General features: G+C 69.9%; 20 protein-coding genes. 15 read left to right on the forward strand and 5 right to left on the reverse strand.

What is annotated here, in order from left to right; all coding sequences use genetic code 11:
• Nucleotides 1-2: 2 nt before the first annotated feature.
• The 4 genes from ACX25U_RS05900 (at nucleotide 3) to ACX25U_RS05915 (ending at nucleotide 5,824) form a co-directional block, all read left to right on the forward strand.
• The gene (locus ACX25U_RS05900) at nucleotides 3-1,433 is read left to right on the forward strand and encodes a VWA domain-containing protein (RefSeq protein WP_454389472.1); all 1,431 of its coding nucleotides are present in this window, start codon (nucleotides 3-5) and stop codon (nucleotides 1,431-1,433) included.
• A gap of 91 nt (nucleotides 1,434-1,524) precedes the next feature.
• Complete coding sequence (locus tag ACX25U_RS05905) at nucleotides 1,525-2,646, forward strand: ATP-binding protein (RefSeq protein WP_454389473.1); 1,122 nt, start codon at nucleotides 1,525-1,527, stop codon at nucleotides 2,644-2,646.
• Nucleotides 2,643-5,603 carry a hypothetical protein gene (locus tag ACX25U_RS05910; RefSeq protein WP_454389474.1) on the forward strand — a complete coding sequence of 987 codons (2,961 nt, stop codon included), beginning with the start codon at nucleotides 2,643-2,645 and terminating at the stop codon, nucleotides 5,601-5,603. The genes ACX25U_RS05905 and ACX25U_RS05910 overlap by 4 nt, the downstream gene beginning before the upstream one ends.
• Entirely contained in the window at nucleotides 5,600-5,824 is a 225-nt protein-coding gene (locus ACX25U_RS05915; protein ID WP_454389475.1) for a hypothetical protein, read from the forward strand. The genes ACX25U_RS05910 and ACX25U_RS05915 overlap by 4 nt, the downstream gene beginning before the upstream one ends.
• A gap of 144 nt (nucleotides 5,825-5,968) precedes the next feature.
• Here the strand turns inward: ACX25U_RS05915 and ACX25U_RS05920 are convergent, their stop codons facing one another.
• Together ACX25U_RS05920 and ACX25U_RS05925 are read right to left on the reverse strand one after the other, a co-directional pair.
• Entirely contained in the window at nucleotides 5,969-7,333 is a 1,365-nt protein-coding gene (locus ACX25U_RS05920) for a hypothetical protein (RefSeq protein ID WP_454389476.1), read from the reverse strand.
• Nucleotides 7,334-7,439: 106 nt separating this feature from the next.
• Nucleotides 7,440-7,745, reverse strand: a complete 306-nt coding sequence (locus ACX25U_RS05925) for a hypothetical protein (protein WP_454389477.1) — start codon at nucleotides 7,743-7,745, stop codon at nucleotides 7,440-7,442.
• A gap of 94 nt (nucleotides 7,746-7,839) precedes the next feature.
• Here ACX25U_RS05925 and ACX25U_RS05930 point away from each other — a divergent pair, with 94 nt between their 5' ends.
• From ACX25U_RS05930 to ACX25U_RS05955, 6 genes are all read left to right on the forward strand, one after another.
• Entirely contained in the window at nucleotides 7,840-8,502 is a 663-nt protein-coding gene (locus ACX25U_RS05930; RefSeq protein WP_454389478.1) for a M15 family metallopeptidase, read from the forward strand.
• A 266-nt stretch (nucleotides 8,503-8,768) separates the two neighbouring features.
• Nucleotides 8,769-9,179, forward strand: coding sequence for a WD40 repeat domain-containing protein (locus ACX25U_RS05935; protein WP_454389479.1), 411 nt, complete (start codon nucleotides 8,769-8,771; stop codon nucleotides 9,177-9,179).
• 815 nt (nucleotides 9,180-9,994) lie between these two features.
• Nucleotides 9,995-10,459 (forward strand): hypothetical protein, encoded by a 465-nt coding sequence (locus ACX25U_RS05940; RefSeq protein WP_454389480.1) that lies wholly within the window; start codon nucleotides 9,995-9,997, stop codon nucleotides 10,457-10,459.
• A gap of 9 nt (nucleotides 10,460-10,468) precedes the next feature.
• Nucleotides 10,469-12,310, forward strand: a complete 1,842-nt coding sequence (locus ACX25U_RS05945) for an alpha/beta hydrolase (protein ID WP_454389481.1) — start codon at nucleotides 10,469-10,471, stop codon at nucleotides 12,308-12,310.
• Nucleotides 12,307-12,873: a hypothetical protein gene (locus tag ACX25U_RS05950; protein ID WP_454389482.1), complete on the forward strand. Its 567-nt coding sequence runs from the start codon at nucleotides 12,307-12,309 to the stop codon at nucleotides 12,871-12,873. Before ACX25U_RS05945 ends, ACX25U_RS05950 begins: the two co-directional genes overlap by 4 nt.
• A gap of 424 nt (nucleotides 12,874-13,297) precedes the next feature.
• Nucleotides 13,298-13,645: a hypothetical protein gene (locus ACX25U_RS05955; protein ID WP_458633804.1), complete on the forward strand. Its 348-nt coding sequence runs from the start codon at nucleotides 13,298-13,300 to the stop codon at nucleotides 13,643-13,645.
• Here the strand turns inward: ACX25U_RS05955 and ACX25U_RS05960 are convergent.
• Entirely contained in the window at nucleotides 13,560-13,952 is a 393-nt protein-coding gene (locus tag ACX25U_RS05960; RefSeq protein WP_454389484.1) for a transposase, read from the reverse strand. The two genes, ACX25U_RS05955 and ACX25U_RS05960, sit on opposite strands and share 86 nt — an antisense overlap.
• A gap of 11 nt (nucleotides 13,953-13,963) precedes the next feature.
• On the opposite strand from ACX25U_RS05960, the gene ACX25U_RS05965 reads away from it, so the two are divergent.
• Nucleotides 13,964-15,142, forward strand: coding sequence for an McrC family protein (locus ACX25U_RS05965; RefSeq protein WP_454389485.1), 1,179 nt, complete (start codon nucleotides 13,964-13,966; stop codon nucleotides 15,140-15,142).
• Between the two features lie 28 nt (nucleotides 15,143-15,170).
• Here ACX25U_RS05965 and ACX25U_RS05970 read toward each other — a convergent pair whose 3' ends face one another.
• Entirely contained in the window at nucleotides 15,171-15,755 is a 585-nt protein-coding gene (locus ACX25U_RS05970; RefSeq protein ID WP_454389486.1) for a DUF4352 domain-containing protein, read from the reverse strand.
• A gap of 411 nt (nucleotides 15,756-16,166) precedes the next feature.
• Complete coding sequence (locus ACX25U_RS05975; protein ID WP_454389487.1) at nucleotides 16,167-17,825, reverse strand: N-6 DNA methylase; 1,659 nt, start codon at nucleotides 17,823-17,825, stop codon at nucleotides 16,167-16,169.
• 297 nt (nucleotides 17,826-18,122) lie between these two features.
• Between ACX25U_RS05975 and ctaD the strand changes: the two genes are divergently transcribed.
• Genes ctaD through ACX25U_RS05995 form a run of 4 tightly spaced genes read left to right on the forward strand, consistent with a single transcriptional unit; the run spans nucleotide 18,123 to nucleotide 21,121 of the window.
• Nucleotides 18,123-19,868, forward strand: a complete 1,746-nt coding sequence (gene ctaD, locus ACX25U_RS05980) for an aa3-type cytochrome oxidase subunit I (protein WP_454389488.1) — start codon at nucleotides 18,123-18,125, stop codon at nucleotides 19,866-19,868.
• 3 nt (nucleotides 19,869-19,871) lie between these two features.
• A complete protein-coding gene (locus ACX25U_RS05985; RefSeq protein ID WP_454389489.1) occupies nucleotides 19,872-20,381 on the forward strand; it encodes a hypothetical protein in 510 nt (169 codons plus the stop codon).
• Between the two features lie 42 nt (nucleotides 20,382-20,423).
• The gene (locus tag ACX25U_RS05990) at nucleotides 20,424-20,636 is read left to right on the forward strand and encodes a hypothetical protein (protein WP_454389490.1); all 213 of its coding nucleotides are present in this window, start codon (nucleotides 20,424-20,426) and stop codon (nucleotides 20,634-20,636) included.
• The gene (locus tag ACX25U_RS05995) at nucleotides 20,636-21,121 is read left to right on the forward strand and encodes a LuxR C-terminal-related transcriptional regulator (protein ID WP_454389491.1); all 486 of its coding nucleotides are present in this window, start codon (nucleotides 20,636-20,638) and stop codon (nucleotides 21,119-21,121) included. Before ACX25U_RS05990 ends, ACX25U_RS05995 begins: the two co-directional genes overlap by 1 nt.
• Nucleotides 21,122-21,313: the final 192 nt, after the last annotated feature.

Below are 21,313 nucleotides of genomic sequence, written 5' to 3' on the forward strand. Positions count from 1 at the left end.
CCATGCCCCACCACACCAGCGGGGACGCCCCCGAGCCCGAGCCCGATCCGTACGACAACCGGCGGCAGGTCCTCTACTGGCGTCTGCTGGCCCGGCTCTTCGACCCGGAGGAGCAGGCCGGCCTGGAGTCGGCGAGTCTCGCCGTGGTCGAGGACATCGGCCTGCCGTCCGCGCTGCTCGATCCCGGCGCGTCGGTCGACTCCGTCGTGCAGCGGCACCCGGAGCTGGCCGCCGAGTTCGACGGGCTGATGACGCCCGAGCCGGAGGAGGACGGTGCGCGCGACCGGGCCGCCGAGGTGCGGCGGGCGGCGCTCGCCTCGAAGGTGCTGCTGAACGTCTTCGCCTCCCGCCCCGGCACCGTCACCGCGGAGCAGCTGGCCCGCTGGCAGTCCGACGCCGGCTGGCTGGAGCGGGCCCTGGGCTGCCGGCCCGGTGAGCTGCGTGGCGGACGCGGCGGCACCCACCGCGTGGGGGCCGGAGGGGGCGTCAGCCCGACCGGCACCGGCATCGGCGGGCCGGCGCTCGACCTCAACCGGCTGATCCCCGCGATCGGCCCTGAACTCGGTTCCATCGAGGGCGATCTCGTCAAGCGCATGCACCTGCGCGAGGTGCTGGCCGACCCGCAGCTGGCCTCGCGGCTGACGCCGAGCATGTCCCTGATCGAGCAGTTGCTGCGCGACAAGAACAACCTCTCCGGCGTGGCCCTGGCCAACGCCAAGGCGCTGATCCGCCGTTACGTCGACGAGGTCACCGAGGTGCTGCGCACCCAGGTGGAGAAGGCCACGGTCGGCGAGCTGGACCGGTCCGTCCCGCCCAAGCGCGTGTTCCGCAACCTCGACCTCGACCGCACCATCTGGAAGAACCTCACCAACTGGAGTCCGGAGGAGGAGCGGCTCTACGTCGACCGCCTCTACTACCGGCACACCAGCCGCAGGACGACGCCCCAGCGGCTCGTCGTCGTCGTGGACCAGTCGGGTTCCATGGTCGACTCGATGGTCAACTGCACCATCCTGGCCTCCATTTTCGCCGGGCTGCCGAAGGTGGACGTCCACCTGATCGCCTATGACACCCAGGCGCTGGACCTCACTCCCTGGGCGCACGACCCGTTCGAGACGCTGCTGCGCACCAACCTGGGCGGCGGCACCGACGGCACCGTCGCCATGGCGCTCGCGCAGCCGAAGATCGCCGAGCCGCGCAACACCGTCGTGGTGTGGATCTCCGACTTCTACGAGTGGCGCCACCAGGAGCTGTTCGACAGCATGGCCGCCGTTCACCGCTCGGGCGCCAAGTTCATCCCGGTCGGCTCGGTGACCAGCTCCGGGCGCGGCAGCGTCAACCCGTGGTTCCGGGAGCGTTTCAAGGACCTCGGCACGCCGGTGATCTCCGGCCACATCAAGAAGCTCGTGCACGAGCTCAAGACGTTTCTCACCTGATCCCACCCGATCACCGGACGTACGTCCGCGTCGCGTTGTGATCACCTCTGCGATCACCTCTGCCCTCACCTTTCGGAAAGGCCCTTCCCTCATGTCCGACCTGCTGCGCGCCCCCGCCGAGATCAAGTACGCCGAGGAGCTCGACTGGCTGGAGTCGATCGACGACAGTCCCAAGCCGTTCTCGTGGCGCCTGTCGCCGAAGATGGTCCGCCTGTTCATCCTGGGCTCCGAGCGCTCCGACGGCCTGGACCGGGAGATCCCGCAGAAGTGGTTCGGCGACCGCAGCTTCGTCGAGCGTTCCATCGTCACCCTCGCCTCCGACCGCGGTCTGCTGCTCATCGGCGACCCCGGCACCGGCAAGAGCTGGCTGGCGGAGTTGCTCTCCGCCGCGATCAGCCGCAACTCCACGCTGGTGGTGCAGGGCACCGCGGGCACCACCGAGGACCACATCAAGTACTCGTGGAACGTGTCCATGGTCATCGCCAAGGGCCAGTCACGGGAGTCGATGATCCCCTCGCCGATCATGACCGCCATGGAGGCCGGTGCCATCGGCCGCTTCGAGGAGCTGACCCGGTCCACGAGTGATGTCCAGGACGCGCTGATCTCGATCCTCTCCGAGAAGTACATCTCCGTTCCCGAACTGGAGAGCGGCGACAGCGACAACATCGTCTTCGCCAAGCCCGGCTTCTCGATCATCGCCACGGCCAACAGCCGCGACCGGGGCGTCAACGACCTGTCCTCGGCGCTCAAGCGCCGCTTCAACTTCGTCCGCATCCCGGTCGTGACGAACAAGAAGAGCGAGGCGGAGATCGTCCGCTTCCGCACCGAGGAACTGCTGCGCCGGCACTCGATCGACCTCGACGTGCCGCCGACCCTGCTCGACGTGCTCCTGCAGAGCTTCGCCGACCTGCGCGCGTCCGCCGCCGCGGCCGGCAGCGACGACGAGAAGCTGGAGTCGGCGCTGTCGACGGCCGAGCAGATCGGCGTGCTGGAGGACGCCGTCCTGCACAGCAACTTCTTCGGCGAACGCGCCCTGACCGCCCGCACGCTCGCCTCCTCGCTCGTCGGCTCCCTCACCCGCCGCGAGCCCGAGGACCTGGCCATCCTCAACAAGTACCTGCACGGTGTCGTCGAGCCGCGCGGCAAGGAGGAGGGCGGCTCCTGGCCCGAGTTCCTGGAGGGCGGCCGCGACGCGATCGCCACGCTGTCATGAGCGGGCCCCACGAGAGCGGCGCGTTCGCCGCGCTGCGCGGGCAACTGCAGGAGGCCGCCGCCGCGTTCGCGGGCGGGCCCGACGCCCTGGAGGGCATCCTCCTCGGCATGGTCGACGACGTCGACCGGGCGGTGCGCGAGCCGCTGGAGATCTTCCCCGTCTGCCATCACTCGCCCGCCTCGGGGACCGCCATGGCCCGGCGGCTGCGCGAGAAGCAGCCCAAGGTGGTCTACCTGGAGCTGTGCGAGGACATGGCACCGCTGCTGACCGAGCTGCGCAACTGCCGACTGCCGGTGGCGGTGCAGGCGTTCGCCGGTGACGTCGACGGCTTCCCCCAGGAGTGGGCTCCGCTGTCGGTCGTCGCGCCGATCACCGAGGCGTCCGCCGAGTACCAGGCCATCGCGTACGCCCTGGACGCCCCGGGTGTGGAGCTGGTCCTCGTGGACCGGTCCGCGGACCACGTCTTCCAGTGGGACACCGGCGACGAGCAGACGCGGGAGGCCGCGGCGGAGGACACCGACCCGCCGGTCGAGGCCGAGGCCGCGCTGCACGGCGAGGCCGTCGGCGTCGGGATCGGCGACCTCCGGCCGCGCTTCGCCGAGCTGGAGGAGCACCTGCTGCGCCACGGCAGGGTGCGGCACTGGTCGGAGTGGTGGCACCAGTACGTCGAGGTGCCGCTCGGCGACAGCGCCGCCGACCACGACACCTACCGCCAGGTCATGTTCCTCATCGGCAGCCTGTTCCGGCGCCTCGCTCCGGGCGACGGCGCCCGGGTCCGCGTGGACGAGGACCGCGAACGGTACATGTGGACCCGGATGCGCGAGCACCTGACGGCGACCGGGACCGATCCGGCGGACTGCCTGTACGTGTGCGGGGCGTTCCACGCGGCCAGCCGTGTCGAGGAGTTCGGCGTGCACGGCACCGACACGTTCACGATCTCCCCGCGCACCGCCACCACCTGGCAGTACGGACTGATCCCGTCCAGCCACGCGGCGATCGAGGCGCAGTTCGGTCTTGCCGCCGGCTCGGTGTCGATCGCCTCGACGGAGTGGGCGAAGAGCCTGAAGCGCACCCGTGTGCGGCCGTACCGGCTGGCGGGCCAGGCGGGTACGAAGAAGTCCCCGGCGAGGAAGACCTCGGCCGCGAAGGCCTCGGCGGCGAAGGCCCGGGGAACGCAAGTCGCCGTCCCGGCACCGGAGTCCGCCGCCGCGGACCGGCTGTCCGGCTTCCTGCGCAGGCCGCCCGTGCTCGACGGCCTGGACGAGGCCGAACTGCTCGGCTGGTCGGTGGACATCGTGCGTGCGGCCCGGCGCAACGGCTATCTCGCCTCCACCGCCGACGCCATCGCGGTGTTCGAGACGTCGGTCCTGCTCGCCGGGATGCGGGACCGGGCCAAGCCCACGCCGTACGACTTCCAGGACGCGGCGGTCACCTGCATCGAGAAGGACGCCGTGCCGGGACGGCGGGACGTGCGACGCCTCGTCGAGATCATGATGGGCGGCGACCGGATCGGCCAGGTCGGCTACGACGCGCTGCCGCCGCTCGCCCGCGATGTGCACGACCGGCTGGCGCCGCTCGGACCGAAGCTCCAGCAGCGCGGCGTGCAACGGGCCTTGCTGGACATGGCCTCCCAACCGGAACTCCAGGCCTGCTCCGACGTCCTGTGGATGCTGCGGCGCCTGATGCCGCACGGCGCGGCCCGGCCGATCATGGGCGAGCGTCGGCTCGGTGAGCGTTCGATCCAGGAGTCCTGGGACCTGGCGCTCGGCACCCATCAGCGGGCCCTCATCGAACTCGGTTACGAGGGCGTCAGCATCGAGCAGGTCCTGGAGCAGCGACTGCGGCGCGACGCCTACGGCCCGCAGGCCACGACCGCGACCGTACTGGCCGCGGTCGAGGACGCGACCCTGTACCTGCGCAGCCGCCGCCTCGCCGACGAACTCGGCACGCACGCGCTGAAGGTGCTCGCCACCGAGCGCAGCGTCGACGGCGCGCCGGAGGTGCTGCGCCGGGTGCGCGGACTGCTGGCGTACTACCGCACCGGCGAACCGGTGCTGCCGCCGTGGATCGAGTCGTTCGTCAAGACCGGCTACGCCCACTACTGCACGCTGCTGCCGGTGGCGTTCCGGGACGAGGACGCGACGGTCGGGCAGGTCGCGGCGATGCTCGGCTTCCTGTTCAGCATGGAGAGCCTCGCGCTGTCGCTGGGCTGCGACCGGGCCCAGCTGGAGCTGGCGGTCGCCCAGTCGCACCCCGAGGAGCCGTCGAAGACGGCCCTGCTGTGGGCGGCGCAGGTGCAGCTCGGCACGTTGTCCCGGGCCGAGTTGCGGGGCCGGTGCGACGCACTGCTGGACAATCCGCTGGTGGTGCCCGCCTATCCCCGTTACCTCAGCGGCTTCGTCCACGCGCTGGAGCCGGTTCCGGGGTTGGCGGACGTGGTCGTGGAGGCGGTGTCGAACGCGTTCGGGCGGTTGCCCGACGCGGTGCTGCTGCCGTGGCTGCCGCTGCTCATCACCACCTTGCGGTCCGACGCCGCGGAGCTGGCTCCGCTGCTGATCCGCGAGGCCGGGCGGATCTTCCCCGGGCGGCTGGCGGCCTTGGACGCGTGGATACCACCGTGGCGGACGCCCCCGGCCCCGCCCGCCGCCCACCGGACGCAGTCCGGAGGGCACGGCCGCCAGGGCGTCGCACTGCTCCCGGCGCATCCGGCGACCTGCGACGCGGTGGCGGAGCTGCTGGGCTGCACGCAGGGGTGGACGCGGACCGACGTCCCACCCCCGTCGGGTACGGGTATCGGGTTGCTGGCCGTGCATCCGGCGGCGTGCGACGCGGTGGCGAACCTGCTGGGCTGCGACGGCGCGTGGGCGGCGTCCGGCTCCTCGTCTTCGGGCGCCGCTCTGACGACCCGGCATCCGACCACGGCGAAGGCCTTGGAGTCCCTGCTCACGAGCCCATGACAGCGACGGCTCACGGCGCCGGCCGAGTCCTGGGGCCACCAGGATCCGGCCGGCCCGGCGTGCCGGACGGCGGGGCGGGAGTGGGGCTCGTGGACGCGATGAACGTGGTTCTGGCCGCGGCCTTTCGGACGGTGGACCTGTTCACCGCGGACCGTCACTTCCGCATGATGCGCCCACTCACCGGCCGGCCTGCGTTCCGACTGCGTCCCGACGACCTCTGACGCCTTCCGGATCCTCCCCAACCCCGCCCCTCCGGCGGAACATCCTCCCGAGGTCGGCGCGCGGTGAGCGACGGCGGCCGGTCTCCATCGCCCGAGCGGCAGGTCCGGCCGCCCTGGCCGGTCGGCGGCAGGGCGGGTGGGTCGTCACTCCGCCGAGCGCGACCTGTCCGGTGCTCCCTCCAAGCCGCTGAAGTCCTCGATCGGACAGTCCGCCGGGGCACGTTCGCCGGTCGTCGCGGTCGTGGCGGCCCGTTCCGCGAGGGCCTCCGGGTAGCCGCCGCGCTCGGCCAGGAAGCGGACCCAGTCCGGGAAGAGGGCATGTGCCGACGCGGTGACGGGGTGGTCGGGCCTCCAGTCGTGGATCAAGGCGTACTGGTGCTGCACCCGATGGGGGGACGGCTGCAATTCAGTGCCCGGCAGAGCGCCCTCCAGCCATTCCTCGGCCAGTGCGGCCGCTCCCTCCGCGTCGGGGCGCCGGCCGCCGTTCCGCTCGGCGTACCACTCACCGAACGCCTCCTCGGCCCACTGCGTCTCGACGTCCGCGTACAGCGACTGGCGGAGCGGAAGCGCTTGACCGCGCTTGCGCAGTGCGCGGTCCAGGTCGTACAGGCGGCGGCCGGCGCGATACCACTCGTCCAGCTGACCGCGGTTCTCCGTGCCCCGCAGCATCTCCTCGCCGAGATCCAGCTGAACGAGGCATTGCAGATCCGCCTGATCGGGTACTTGCGGCGCGCACTGTCCGGCCGTATCGCCGACGGCCGACCGCCAGGCGGCAGCCGCCTGCACGAAGTCCTCGTGGGTGCCGCCGCCGGCCAGGCACGGGCCCTCGCACGCATCGACGTCCCACAGATAGACATGACGGCCGACCCCGCCGGGATAGGCGAACTCCGCCAGCACCCCGATCCGCGGCAGACAGGGGTCCCGCAGCAGCCGAACCTCGCCTGTCGCGGCCGGCTTGGGCAACAACCGCAACCAGTCGGGCGGTTGCACCGTCCTGCGGACCTGTTTCTGCACGCCGTTCATCACACGAAGGGCCACCGCGCACAGGTCGGGAGTTCCGATCGACGCCATACCGTGCAGCAGCCGCCAGGGCGCCTCCCACTCGCCGCCGTCCCCCTCCAGGCCCGCCCGGACCTGTTCGGCCGCGGCCTGCGCAAGCTGCTCGAACCAGGCATCGAACCACAGGCCGCCGGCATCGCCGTGCACGCGCTCATAGAGCCGGGCCCCCAGCAGCGCAGCCGTCGCGTCCTCCAACTCGCGTGGCCCGTCGGCCCCGAGGAGCACCCCCGCCTCGTCAAGCACGCGAGCGCTCGACTCGGCGTACCAGACGGCTTCCTCTTGGTCATGACCGAGGCCCTGAGCGAGTGCGGCCAGAGCCGACCGTTGCCCACGCAGCAGAGCGCCGCCGAACAGCTGTTCCGCGCTACGGGACACGGCGGCCCCGCCCGCACCACCCCTCTTCGAGCGCTTGGCCTTCTTCGACTTGCGTGGACGTGACACCGGTGACATGCACCGCACCCTACGGTGCCACCCCACTGGCCGCCCATCTCGGGCCAGAGCCTCACACGGACCGTGCCTCCCCGAGGAACTTGGCGCGGCTCCGGCCGTCTTGGGACTACTCTCGGCCGGCCCGCACGAGTGTGCCGTTGTCCCCACGGGTGTAGACGCGGCGCGCGTTCTTCTCGATCTTGCGCCTGACCTCCTGGCCGAGGTCGACGCCCTGCATCTCGGCGATCGCGGCCAGGGGGAGGAAGACGTCGGCGAGTTCCTCCCCGTGGTCGGGCAGGCCCTTGCGCCAGGCGGTGAACGCTTCTCCCACCCCGGCAGTGAGCAGGCCGAACTCCATCGGGACGTCGGTGGTGTTGAAGCCCTTGTCGAGATTGTTCTGCCAGGCGAGCTTCTGGGCCTCGGCGATGTCCACGGTGGTCCCCTTGGCGGTGCGGTGCGGTCTATCGGGGGAACATTAGTGCTGTGACCGGGTTCGCCGAGTTGAGCCCCTGCGGGAAGATCGCGTCATGACTGAGATCGTGTTGATGTCGGACCCGAAGGTCGCTGCCATACCTGTTGCCGAGTGCGGTGAACATCTTGTAGACGTCCGCCGCAGCGGCTCGGTGCTGGTGGATACGCGCAAGCAGGACCCGGCAGATGCCTTCGCCTACCTTCGAGAAGGCGTACTGGAGCGGCTGCTCAAAGCCCAGGCGATGCTGCCGCAGGGCTTGCGGCTGCTGTTCGTCGAGGGGTACCGGCCCCCTTCCCTTCAACGGAAGTACTTCGAGGAATACGCCGATCAGCTGCGAACCATCCACCCCGATTGGTCCGCCGAGCAGATCCACTCGTCGGCCAGCCGGCATGTGTCACCGCCCGACATCGCTCCGCATAGCGCCAGCGCGGCCGTCGACCTCACCCTGGCCGACGCCGACGGGCGCGAGCTGGACCTGGGTACACGGATGAACGCGGACTCGGAGGAGAGCGAGAGCGCCTGCTACACCCATGCTGACAACATCAGCGAGAAGGCCCGCGTCAACCGAAAGTTGCTGAGCACTGTGCTCACGGCTGTAGGGCTGGTGAACTACCCCACGGAGTGGTGGCATTGGTCCTTCGGGGATCGCTACTGGGCCTTGATCACGGGGAAGACCGCAGCCCTCTACGGCCCGAAAGAGATCATCTCGTGCAGCTGACCGGCCGGCCGTGCCCGATTGACTGTTCACACGACGGCGTGACGCCCACCCCCAGCGGATACCTTTGAACATGGGCGGCACTGTGCACGGCGGCACTGACAACGAGATCGCGGCTGGCGGACACGACGGTGCCGTACGCGTCCTGTCTGCCGTTGACGGCACGGAACTGCGTAAACTAATCGGGCGCCAGGACTGGATGGGGCGCGTGGCCTGGTCCCCGAGCGGGCGGAGGCTGGCCTGCTGCTCGACGACCGCACCTGCCGCCTGTGGGACACCGCCGACGGCACCCAGCTGACCGCACTCCACGCGCACGGAAACTACGTGGAGGACACCTCCTGGTCCCCCGACGAGGAACGCGCGGCCACCGCGTCCGGCGACTGGACGGCTGCCATATCGCGACCGGATCGGACGACCGGACGGTACGGCTCTGGTCCGCGACCACCTTTGAGGAACTCGCCGTCGTCGGCGTCCACCGGGACGAAGTGACCTCGGTGGCATGGTCCCGGGACGGTACGCGGCTGCTCACCGCGTCCACCGACGACACCGCACGCTTCCAGCTGGCCGACCCGGACTACGACCGGCTGGAAGCACGGGCACGTGGACGCGTCTTCCGGACGCTGGACGCCGAGGAGCGGTGGCAGCATCTGTTGCCGCCGGACCTGGCAAGCGGTCAGTAGCGCCGTTCGACCGTGCGGTCGTCGGTGTGCACGAGGTAGTCGTCCAAGTCTAGGCCCATCACCTTACGCTCGGGCGATGCCTAGTACATCGCGTTGCGCTCCGCGAAGGTCTCGGGACCCTCGTAGAGGATCAGCCAGACGAACTGGTTGCGTTACCGGTCCACCCAGGCCCCGCCGATCTCGAAGCCCAATTGCAGGTGCAGCGGCACAATGTCGTTCCGTCACCGCTCCACCCACTCGTCGAGCAGCCCGTGGACGGTGTACGTATGCAACCGCGTAGTCCTGTGCATGGAGCGCACTCTCTTGTCGGATCTGTCGGATTGAGGCAACCGGTAGACCGTCCCAAGGCCCGCCCGAATGCGCCGGACGACTGACCCGAGCGGCCTGGCAACGGTACGCCACAGCACTCCGACCCGGCATTGACGCCATCCCAGTGCCTGGCGCGGGCACAACGTGAGCAGCTCAGGCAGATGACGAGGAACGACTGTTCAGGGACATCGCGTCGCGGCGGAGGTCGCAGCACAGTGCCGCCGCCGGTGCACGTACCGGTCAGCCTCGGCCACGAACGTCAACCAAGCGAGTTGGGGATCACTCCATGAAGGTGACCCTCACCGTGCCCGAGCAGTGAGCCATAGACCGACCAATCCCCCTGCACAGCAGTGAAGTTCCCGTCTGCGTACGGATACTCAGACGCCCGTGGTGGCCGGAACGGATGGGGCACGTGATGAGGAGTTGTAGCGTGCTCTCGATCAGCGCAGCGCTGCGGTCGCACATTCACAACGACAGGGCGGCATACGACACGGGGAGGACCACGCGTGGCGTGGGAGGAGTGGGAGCAGCTCAAGGCCGCGGCGGCCGGACGGCACTCCGGACGGATGCGGCTCAACCAGTTGCCCGCCGACCAGGGCGGCACGAGTTCAGGCGGTAGCGGCGCTTCCGGCAGGCTCCGGTCCGACAAGAAGGCGTGGTCCGCGGCCGGCGAGGGCGTGGGCGGCCTGCGGGGCAACATCGGCAAGGCGTTGACGAAGCTGGAGGACGGCCAGACGGGGCTCGGCAAGGGTTCCGGCTGTTTGACCGCGGCGGCTCAGAAGAGTGTGCACGCCTCCTGGGAGCGCCGCGTGAAGGACATCGGCGGGCTGTGCGACGGGCTCGCCGGCGTGCTGGAAAAGGCGGGGAACGACCAGCTGAGGACCGACGAGGCCATCAGGGCCGAGATCGCCAGGCTGAAGGTCCACTCCGAGGACGCGTCCGCCGCCGGCGGCTCGGGCAGGGGCCGGTGATCCGGCGGCATGGACCTCAAGACACTCAAGGCCCTCAACCCGTCCGGGTACGCGGACGCGGCGGACGGATACCGCGCGATCAGCGACATGGCCGACGCGGCCAAGGACCGCATCGACCAGCAGATCACCAGGGCCATGCAGAAGGCCAACGAGGGCGAGGCGGCGGACGCGGCGCTGAAGCAGCTGCACAGGCTGTCGGAGAACTTCCACTACACCGAGGTGGAATGCGGCCTGGTCAGCGGAGCACTCAACGGCTTCTCGTCCGAAATCGCCGCCCCGAGACGCCGCCTGCTGGAGGCGCTGGAGGACGCGAAGGCGCTGTCGTACACCGTGCACGCAGACGGCGGCGTCGTGTACCCCGCCGGCGGCGAGAACAAGCTGACCGGTGACGAGATCCCCGGTGGAACGATCAAGGGCAACACCGGCCGATACACCCCAGGACTGGGCCCGGACACCTCCGGCCTGCACAACCCCAACCCTCACCGCGCGAAGGCCCAGGGCATCGCCGACCGCATCGCCCATGCCGTACAGGAAGCCACGGAGATCGACGACCGGTACAGCAAGGCGCTGGAGAAGCTCAAGGCGGCCCCGGGCCTGGATGTCAGCACCAAGACATGGACGGACGTGGCTGCCGATGCCGACACGGTCAGCTCGGCCGCGAGCGAGTACATCCGGAGCCACATCCCACTGGACAAGTCGCCCGCCGACCGCAACGAGTGGTGGGACAACCTCAGCGATGAGGAGCGCGACGAGTACAAGAGGGCGTTTCCGGAGATCATCGGAAACTTGGATGGCATTCCGACCGTGGTGCGGGACGAGGCGAACCGAGAGAGCCTGCCCCTGCTCATCGCGTCGCTGGAGGGGAAGGGCGACGGGGATTCCCAGACTAAGCTGGGCGGCCTCAAGCGCATCCAGGAGAGGTTGAACACGGTCAGCGTCCCGCCGATGTATCTCCTTGGCATCGGTAACGAGGGTAATGGACGGGCGATCATCTCCTTCGGCAATCCGGACACCTCCAAGAACGTCTCGACATACGTTCCCGGACTCGACACGAAGCTCGATGAAGAATTCGCCAATGGCACCGTTAACCGCGCCTTCTACACCGCCAAGCTGGGCCGAGAAATGAATCCCTCCACGGCCTCGATCGTCTGGCTCGGATACGACGCGCCACAGATGACACCCCGTGATCTGATCTCCGGTTCCAGCGTCATGCTGACAAGCAATGCCGAGCATGGAGCCCCGGCCTACAACAGCTTCATGAGCGGTATCGCTGCCACCAATGAGAACGCCGACCCGCACATTACGGCGATCGGCCATTCATACGGGTCACTGACGGTGGGGACCGCCGCGAAACAAGCCGGCGGAATCCCCGGAGTTGACGACATCATCCTGGTCGGCAGTCCCGGTGTCGGCGTGGACAAGGCCAGTGACCTGGGCGTCGGCAAGGACCATGTCTGGGTGGGATCCGCCGACAACGACGTTGTGACCAAACTGCCGTCCCCGAAGGAAAACGGCGGCGCACTCCTCGGCGGTGGCCTCGGGGCTGTCGCGGGCGGTCCGGCCGGTGCGCTGCTCGGTGCCGCCGCCGGTGGTAGCGTGAGCGACTCCGACGACAACGACCTCTGGTTCGGCAAGGACCCGGCCAGCGCGGCGTTCGGCGCGAACAGGTTCAAGACACTGCCAGGTCCGACACTCGTCTCCATGCCGAACGTTTGGAATTCTGACCTGACGATCGATGCGCATTCGAACTATTTCAACCCGGAGCCAGGGAAAGACCAGGTGTCTGCGAGGAACATTGCCGCCGTCGTCGCCGGCGAGCCCGGTTACGCGTCAAGGGAGAAGCCGCGATGAGAAGTAGCGTGGTGGCAGCCGCGATGTTGGTTTTGCTGCTCGTCGGATGCGGGTCGACAAATTCCGGATCCTCCTCCAAGAAGCAGGACACGACGATGAACATGCAAGAGGCGGCTGACCGTGCGGACGCCATCCTCGATGGAACATTCGCGGCCATCAAACCGTCCGTCCAGTGGACGCCTACCTACACCGTGCCTGCCGAGTGCTACGTGGACCGCGACCGGACGGTGATGACGATCATCTCGAAGCAGCGGCGCGGGGCGTTCTTGGGCGTGGTGGAGCGCTACTGGAAGAGCAAGGGATACGAACTGGTCGACGTCAGTGCGAACGGGCTGGCGGCCAACTTCAAGACCGAAGACGGGTTCCAGCTCCAAGTGCTCATAGGAGCCCACGGCCAGGCCCACTTCAGCGTGACCACGCCCTGCGTGGAGAAATCCGAAGTGTCCGCCCCGAGCGGTCCGCCCGCTGGTCCCGACTATTCGCAGCAGGAAGTTCCTGTTCCAAACGTCCATTCTGACTTCTGGTCGTCCAACGATCCCATCCCTTCTTCCTCCCCCGAGTGAGGCGTGACGAAGAGAACCTGCGTCGCGCTCTTGGGTGGTCTGCTGGGTTCTGTCCGGCAGCCGGTCGGCAGACCTGACCTCGATCTTGCATGACGGTCCGTCGGGTGTTCCGGCGGGCCGTTTTGCCTCGTCGGGCGGGTGGTGGGCAGGTCGGCGGCCCGGCGGTAGGATCGTCTGGGCCGAGTGCGCGTTGTGACCGGCTCCCCCCCCGTGCGCAAAAGCCGCTGTCCGGCATAGGACGTCATGCGGCGGCGCAACAGGACGAATTGCTCGCCGACGGCGGCATTCAGGAATCGGCGCGTTGGCCGGGGTACCTGGAACCCATCCGAGACATCGAGTGCAACTCGCCCTCGGCCGCCGCCTCGGTGGTAGCCGGGCGCAGCCCGGGGGTGTGACTGAGTGGCGCACGGAGGACAGTCGCCCCGTGTGGGACTACGTCGACCGCTCTCTGCGCACGCCCCGCAAGGCCTGGCTGGTCCGCGGTTTGAACGTGGCCGGACGCGACCTGGTGCGACGCCTGTGGCTGCCCGAGGGCCTGGTCACGCTCGCCGCGGCACATCTGCCGCCGGTCGCCGAGGACGACCCCACCAAGAGCGCCCTGCGCAGATACGTGCAGGAGGGTTACGACGCCACCGCCTCGTACAGCCAGAAGCAGGCGATGGTCGACGAGCTGCACTACTGGGTCTTCATAGTTGAGCGGTGCGGAGGTGCCCGCGGGCTCGGCGGGTGGTCACGCAGCGTGTCCGGAGTCGTTGATTGGTCGCGTTCCTGAACCCGAACGCGTTGCGGGCGGTCAGCTTGATCACGCGGTTGACGCCCTCGCTCTTGGCGTTGTTGTGGCCGGTGTCGAGGAAGGCGGCGATCTCGTCCCACCAGCGGTCGACGGTGGCGGCGAGGCGGCGGACCTCGGGGATGCCGGCGTCCGCGCACCGGGTCAGGAACTTGAAGCGGGCGTGGCCGAGTTGGTGGCGGTCGGCGCTGGTGCGGGCCAGGGCGAGGAGGTTGTGCAGGGACTCCTTGGCGATCCGCGCGGTCAGCAGCGTCTGTCCGATCCTCCCCTCGCCGAGCGGGGGTTCCACATCGTCGCGAATTGCTCGTCGGTGAGGTCCTCCCGGTTGCGCAGCAGTTTCCTGCGGGCCTTCCACTCCGGGTCGGTGGCACGGCCGCGGTGCCCGCCCCGTACGCGGCCGGCCGCTGGTCGTTGCGGGCGGGCAGCAAGGTCGGCGCGGTCACCGTCACCGGAGCGGGAGTGGACGAGCCGGTCACCGTGCGCGTCACACCCAAGGTGCCCATCGCCCGGCTCTTCTTCCTGCTCGGCTACAGCCTCGACCCCACCGGCGCGTGGCGCGACGGGGACGTCGACGTCGCCGAGCACCGGGATCTGCTGCCCGCGCTCGCCCACGCCGTGGAGCGGCAGGTCGACCGGGCCCTGCGGCAAGGACTGCTGCAGGGGTACCGGGCGACGGAGGAGAGCGCCCTGGTCGTCCGGGGCCGGATCCGGGAGGCCGAGCAGATCCGGCGGCGGTTCGGCGCGACGCTGCCGGTGGAGGTGGCGTACGACGAGTTCACCACCGACATCGCCGAGAACCGCATCCTGCGTTCGGCCGTCGAACGCCTGCTGCGCCTGCCCGGTGTGCCGCGCGGCGTGCGGCGCAGGCTGCTGCACCAGCGGGCCCGGCTCGCCGACGTCACCCCCGTCGTACGAGGGCAGCGGCTGCCGGAGTGGCGGCCGACCCGGCTCAACTCCCGGTACCACCACGCCCTGCACCTCGCCCGCGCCGTCCTCGACGGCTCGTCCGCCGAGCACGCGCCCGGCGGGCTGCGCATCGACGGGTTCCTGTTCGACATGAACAAGCTCTTCGAGGACTTCGTGACCGTCGCCCTGCGCGAGGCCCTGCGCGGCTCGGGCCACACCGTCCGCCTCCAGGACAGCCATCACCTCGACGAGGCCGCCACGATCCGCATGCGACCGGACCTCGTGCTGTACGGGCCGGGTGGCGCCCTCTGCGCCGTCGCGGACGCGAAGTACAAGGCGGAGAAGCGGGGCGGTTACCCGGACGCCGACCTGTACCAGATGCTGGCGTACTGCACCGCCCTCGGCCTGAGCGAAGGGCACCTGGTCTACGCCAAGGGCAACGCCGCGCACGCCGCCCACCGGGTGCGCCACGCGGGCATCCTCATCCACCAGCACGCCATCGACCTGGACCAAGAACCGGCGGGGCTGCTCGCCGACGTCGAGGAGGTCGCACGGCGGATGAGGAGCGGCTGACGCGGTCTGATGTGCGCTCCTGGTGCGGTTACTTCAGCTTCCACTCGCCGGTCTGGTCGGCGAATCCGGAGTTCATGGTGAACTGCACGGTGTCGACCTTCGCCGCCTTGGGGACTTCGAAGACGATCCAGCCGAGGCCCGTGGCGCCGGGCTTGAGCTTCAGGCTGGAGGACATGGACGGTCCGGCCGTGATGTCCGCGAGGGTGGAGTCGAACTGCTGCCCCTCGCCGTCGGCGACCTGGGCGCCGTTGGACGGGCTGTCGCTGTAGGCCGCCTTACCGGTGTTGACGAGCTTGAACTGCACGCCGACGAACCGCTTGCCGGAGTCGGGCTCGAAGAACTCGTCGGCCGACTTGGCGGGGTCGGCGACCTTGACGACGGTGACGTCGAGCCGGCTGCCGCCCTCCATGCCCTTCAGGGTGAGGGTGTCGCCGACCTTGGCGACCTCAGGGGCGGCGGTCTTCTCCTTCGTCGTGTCCTTGCCGCTGTCCGCCTTGGCGGCAGCGTTCTCCTTCGGCTTGTCGACGACGGTGCCGCCGGCGCCGCAGGCGGTGAGGGTGAGCGCGCCGATGGCGGCGACAGCGGCGGCGGCGATTCTGGTACGGGCGTGCATGGTCCCCCCAAGGACAGTGCTGTGTTGTTCACGGCGAGCCCCGCAAGCTTCCACTGGCCGAGCTCACGGAAGAGCGTATGAAACATGCGTTGATGATGTCAACATAACTATCAGTCGTGTTGACATGTAGGTCCGGCGACAGTGGACACGCTGTAACGGCCGTCGACCGACGGTGATGTGTTTCTGCTGGTCAACGTCGTGCGGCGCGACGACGCCTACACCTGGGGCGGCCGAGCCGCTTTACACGACGAACTCCGCGACGAGGGCCCTTGAGGTCCGGAACACCCAGCGATCGAGCAGCTGACCCCGTCGACGCCGGCCCTGCGTCCCTCGCAGCGCCGAGCCGTGAGGCACCGGCGGTAACGTGGAGCGGGGCCGCGAGTCGGTTCGTTCTGGTCCTCTGACGGGTCGTCACTTACCGGGTTCGAGCGCACCGTTGGCAAGGCCGTCCCGGGCCAGTTCGGCGGCCTCGCGGCTCAGTTCGGCGACCTTCCTGGCGCGCTCCTCGAACTCCTCGAGGGCGCGGAACGCCGCGCCGTACCGGCGCTGCTCGGCGATGTCCATCTGAGGGACGCGTGCGCCCTTGCCGTCGAGGCGGAACGTTCCGCTTGCGCTGGTGGACCGGCGGGTGTTGGCCGCGCTGCGCAGGAATCCCTGCAGGAAGTCGGTGTCGAGCTGGTCGCTGACGGACACCGGTTCCGTCTCGCCGTACTCGACGAGACCGGCTCGGGCGAGATCGGCGACGCTGACGGAGGGGCCGTCCGCGGCGCTGTGGCGTTCGCCCGCGGTGAGGGCCGGCAGCAGCTCGGCGAGCAGGCGCACGTGTTCCGCCAACTCGCGCCGCAGCTGCTGGTATTCGGCCGGGTAGTCGCGGTGGGACTCCGTCACGTACCGGCCGGGGGTGAGATCCACGACGTCGTCGAGCAGTTCGATGAGGGAGACGTCCGCCGCCTGGTCCGGCCGTGCGTCCAAGGGGCCGTCCGGGTCGTTGCCGGTCAGGTCGACCATACGGACGCCGGTGGCCGCGTCGCCCAGGGAGCGCGGGCGGCGCAGTTGCCAGATGTGCACGGGCAGCGCGTGCGAGGCGGCCGTACCCGGCGGCAGGGCGGTGACCTGGGTGAGGATGCCACGGCGTACGAGTTCGGCGCGGATACGGCGGCCGGCCTTGCGGTAGGCGACCGAGGCGGGCATGACCATCAGCATCCGGCCGCCGGGGGCGGTGTGCGCGTACGCGTGCTGCAGCCAGGCGAGTTCGCCTTCGGCCCGGGACGGGGTGCCGAGTTCCCACCGCGGGTCGAGGAGAAGCTCTTCGCGGCCCCAGTCGGTGTCGCCGACGGGTGGGTCGCAGACGACCAGATCGGCTCTGAGGTCCACCCAGTGGTCGTCGCGGAGGGAGTCCCCCGTGGCGATCTCGACATCGGCACGTCCGGTGAGGTCGGCGCGCAGTTGCGCGAAGCGGGCGCTGCGGGCGTCCGCCTCCTGCCCGAACCGTCGCGGCCCCCGCTCGGGACCGACGGAGAGCAGGAGGGTACCGATGCCGCAGGCCGGGTCGAAGACGGCGGTGTCGGCGGCGACCTGGCCGGCCAGGTGCCGTACGGCCCGGACGATGCGGGGCGAGGAGACCTGGTCGGATCCGGCGCGGCGTACGGAGTCGGTGAAGCGCCCGGCGAGGGCGTCGGCCACCTCGCCGGGCGAGCCGCTGTCCGCCAGGCGCCGGGCCAGGCCGGCGGCGTCCTCCGGAAGGGCGGCCGGTCTCTTCGCCCGGGTGCCGGCGAGGATCGTGGCGACGTCGGCGAGCGCGGCGACCATGTCGTCGCCGTAGGCTCCGCGCAGCACCTGCCAGAGTTTGACTTCCTCCGAGAGGTCCTGCCCCTTGCGCTGCTTGTCCAGCCAGGCCTGGACCTCGGCGAGATCGAAGAGCGGACTGTTGGCGCTTCCACCCGTCGGCGCGGGAAAGTCGTCGTACCGCCGCCGCCAGTTGGACACCGCGGCCCGGGTGACGCCCGCGAGCCGCGCGATCTCGGAGCCGGTGACCAGAGGACCGGCTGGTGGAGCGGCGTTGTCCGTCATGCGGACAACCGTACACGGCCCCCGCCCCTCCATCAACGGAAAACGCGTTGACGTGGTACACGTCCGGCGAAGGCTCCCTCATGTGTACTTCGACCATTCCTGATGGAGGCCGGCGCGTACGTCCGGTTTCGTGCCGGCCTTGGTTCAGGAGGGGCCGTTGGTCCCTGCCCGGAGGACCGCGCAGGGACTGTTCGGCCCTGTCGGGACCCCGTACCGATCCGGTGATCATGGGGCGGCGGCCGGGAGGGTCCGGTCCGGTTTCTCGGCCGGAGCGCCTCCGGGGTCGTCGTTCCATCGATGAAAGAGCAGATCGGGAGGCACCGTCCGGTGGACGAGGTGCGGATACAACAGGCGGCGGCCGTGCGGCCGCCGGACGCGGTCGAGGCGCCCGCCGCGACCGCGGTGACGGGCCAGGAGGGGGCCGGCGGACGGCCGACATGGGTGGAGTGGCTGACCACCACCGACCACAAGAAGATCGGGACGCTCTATCTCGTCACCGCCTTCGCGTTCTTCGTCGTCGGCGGCGTCATGGCGCTGGCGATGCGGGCCGAACTCGCCCGGCCCGGACTGCAGATCATGTCGAACGAGCAGTTCAACCAGGCGTTCACGATGCATGGCTCGATCATGCTGCTGATGTTCGCGATGCCGCTGTTCACCGGCTTCGCGAACTGGATCATGCCGCTGCAGATCGGTGCCCCCGACGTCGCCTTCCCCCGGCTGAACATGCTCGCCTACTGGCTGTTCCTGTTCGGCTCGCTGATCGCCGCGGGCGGTTTCCTCACTCCGGGCGGGGCCGCCGACTTCGGCTGGTTCCTGTACGCCCCGCTGTCGGACGCCGTCCACTCGCCGGGGGTCGGGGCCGACATGTGGATCACAGGCGTGGCGCTGTCCGGCTTCGGCAGCATCCTCGGCGCGGTCAACTTCATCACCACGATCATCTGCATGCGGGCACCCGGCATGACCATGTTCCGCATGCCGATCTTCACCTGGAACGTGCTGCTGACCGCGCTCCTCGTCCTGTTCGTCTTCCCCGTGCTGGCGGCGGCCCTGTTCGCCCTGGAGTGCGACCGCAAGTTCGGCAGCCACGTCTTCGACGCGGCCAACGGCGGAGCCCTGCTCTGGCAGCACCTGTTCTGGTTCTTCGGCCATCCCGAGGTGTACATCCTGGCGCTGCCGTTCTTCGGCATCGTCTCCGAAGTGATCCCCGTCTTCTCCCGCAAGCCGATCTTCGGCTACATGGGCCTGATCGGCGCGACCATCGCGATCGCCGGTCTGTCGGTGACGGTGTGGGCCCACCACATGTACGTCACCGGCGGGGTCCTGCTGCCGTTCTTCGCCTTCATGACCTTCCTGATCGCGGTCCCGACCGGGGTGAAGTTCTTCAACTGGATCGGCACCATGTGGAAGGGCAGCCTGTCCTTCGAGACCCCGATGCTGTGGACGGCGGGCTTCCTGGTGACGTTCCTCTTCGGCGGGCTGACCGGCGTGATCCTGGCCTCGCCGCCGCTGGACTTCCACGTCTCGGACTCGTACTTCGTGGTGGCGCACTTCCACTACACGGTGTTCGGCACGGTCGTGTACGCGATGTTCGCCGGCTTCCACTTCTGGTGGCCGAAGTTCACCGGCAAGATGCTCGACGAACGCCTCGGCAGGATCACCTTCTGGACGCTCACCGTCGGCTTCAACCTCACGTTCCTGGTCCAGCACTGGCTGGGCGTGGAAGGCATGCCGCGCCGGTACGCCGACTATCTCGCGGCCGACGGCTTCACCGTCCTCAACACCCTGTCCACGGTCGGGTCGTTCCTGCTGGGCCTGTCGATCCTGCCGTTCTTCTACAACGTGTGGCGGACCGCCAGGTACGGCAAGCCGGTCGGCGTCGACGACCCGTGGGGCTACGGCCGTTCGCTGGAGTGGGCCACGTCCTGCCCGCCGCCCCGGCACAACTTCGTCTCCCTGCCGCGGATCCGCAGCGAGTCCCCCGCGTTCGACCTGCACCACCCGGAGATCGCCGGGGTCGCCGAGGCGGAAGCGGCGGCGAGGTAGGCCATGTCGCACGCCGTTGCCGCCCTGGGAGTCGCTGCGCTCACCACCGCCGGCTCCGTCTGGTACCTGCCGGCCCTCGCCGACCTGCGGGCCGGCGCGGACCGGCCCGACTCCCGGCGGATCGCTGCCGCGGCCTGCGTGACCGGCTGGGCCGGCGCCGGTGCGGTCGCCGTACTGCTGCTCATGGCCGACGGCTGGTGGACACCGGCCGTCGCGGCCGTCGTCGGCGCCGCCACCGCCACCGCCCTGCGCCTGTACGCCGCCGCACAGCGCAGGCGCGAGGCGCGGGAGACCGCACACCACTGGGCGCGGCTGGGCCACGTTCCGCCCCCGGCCGGCACGGGCCCCTCCCGGAACGTCGTCGCCGCCGTCGTGGGCTGCGGCATGGCCGCCGCCGTGGCCGTCGCTGCCTGGCGGGCCGCCTCCGGTCCGGGCGGCGGCGCGGGCTGGGCGGTGGCGGCCGTCGCTTCGGCCACCGTCACGGGGGTGTTCCTCATCGCGGCGGCCCTGTAGGCCCGCGCGACCCGCCGCACCACGGCGACGGCCGACCGGAACATGAACGCGGACGAAGTCCGGCGCCGTCATCTGCCGCAGTCGCTGCTGCAGGCCGAGGGCATGCCGGTCGCGGACCACCGGGCCCGCTTCGGCACCGCGCCCGGCGACGACTTCGCCGCCGAGCTGGACCGGTTCCGCAGCCGGGGCCGGCTGGGCGACTCGGCCGGGAAGCCGTCCGCCAGGCTGTCGAGCTACAGCCCGACGTCATCGTGATGGACCTGCAACTGCCGGGACTGCACGGCATCGAAGCCACCCGGCAGATCCGGATTCAGGTGCCGGACGCGGCCGTGCTGGTCCTGACGATGTTCGAGGACGACGCGACGGTCTTCGCCGCCGTCCAGGCCGGCGCGCTCGGCTACCTCGTCAAGGGGGCCGACGGAGCGGACATCGTCGCCGCCATCCACGCCGCCGCCGCCGGACAGCCGGTCTTCGGCGCGGCACTGGCCGGCCGGCTGCGTACCTGGTTCGCGTCGCCACCGCCGCAGAACGACCCGTTCCCCGAACTCACTTCGCGCGAACACGACATCCTCGACCACCTCGCGGCCGGACTGTCCAACGCCGAGATCGGCCGGCGCCTGCACCTGTCCGGCAAGACCGTGGCGAACAACATCTCGGCGATCCTCGCCAAGCTCCACCTCACCCAGCGCGGCCAGGCCATCATCCGGGCACGCGACGCCGGGCTGGGCCGCCCGCGCTGAAGACTCCCGGCAGCCGCTCCCCCGCGTACACGGCGCCGGGCCGGTGGTGCCGTGAACCCGGACGGAGTTCCGCCCGTTCAGCAACACGGCCTGCCTCGCGCTGCACCTCCGTGCCGCGGAGCGGGCCGCCACAGCGCCGCCGAAACCGCCCTGGTCGGCCGGCTCCGGCCGTGGCCGGCTCAAGACAGCTTC

Source organism: Streptomyces sp. JNUCC 63 (assembly GCF_054366325.1).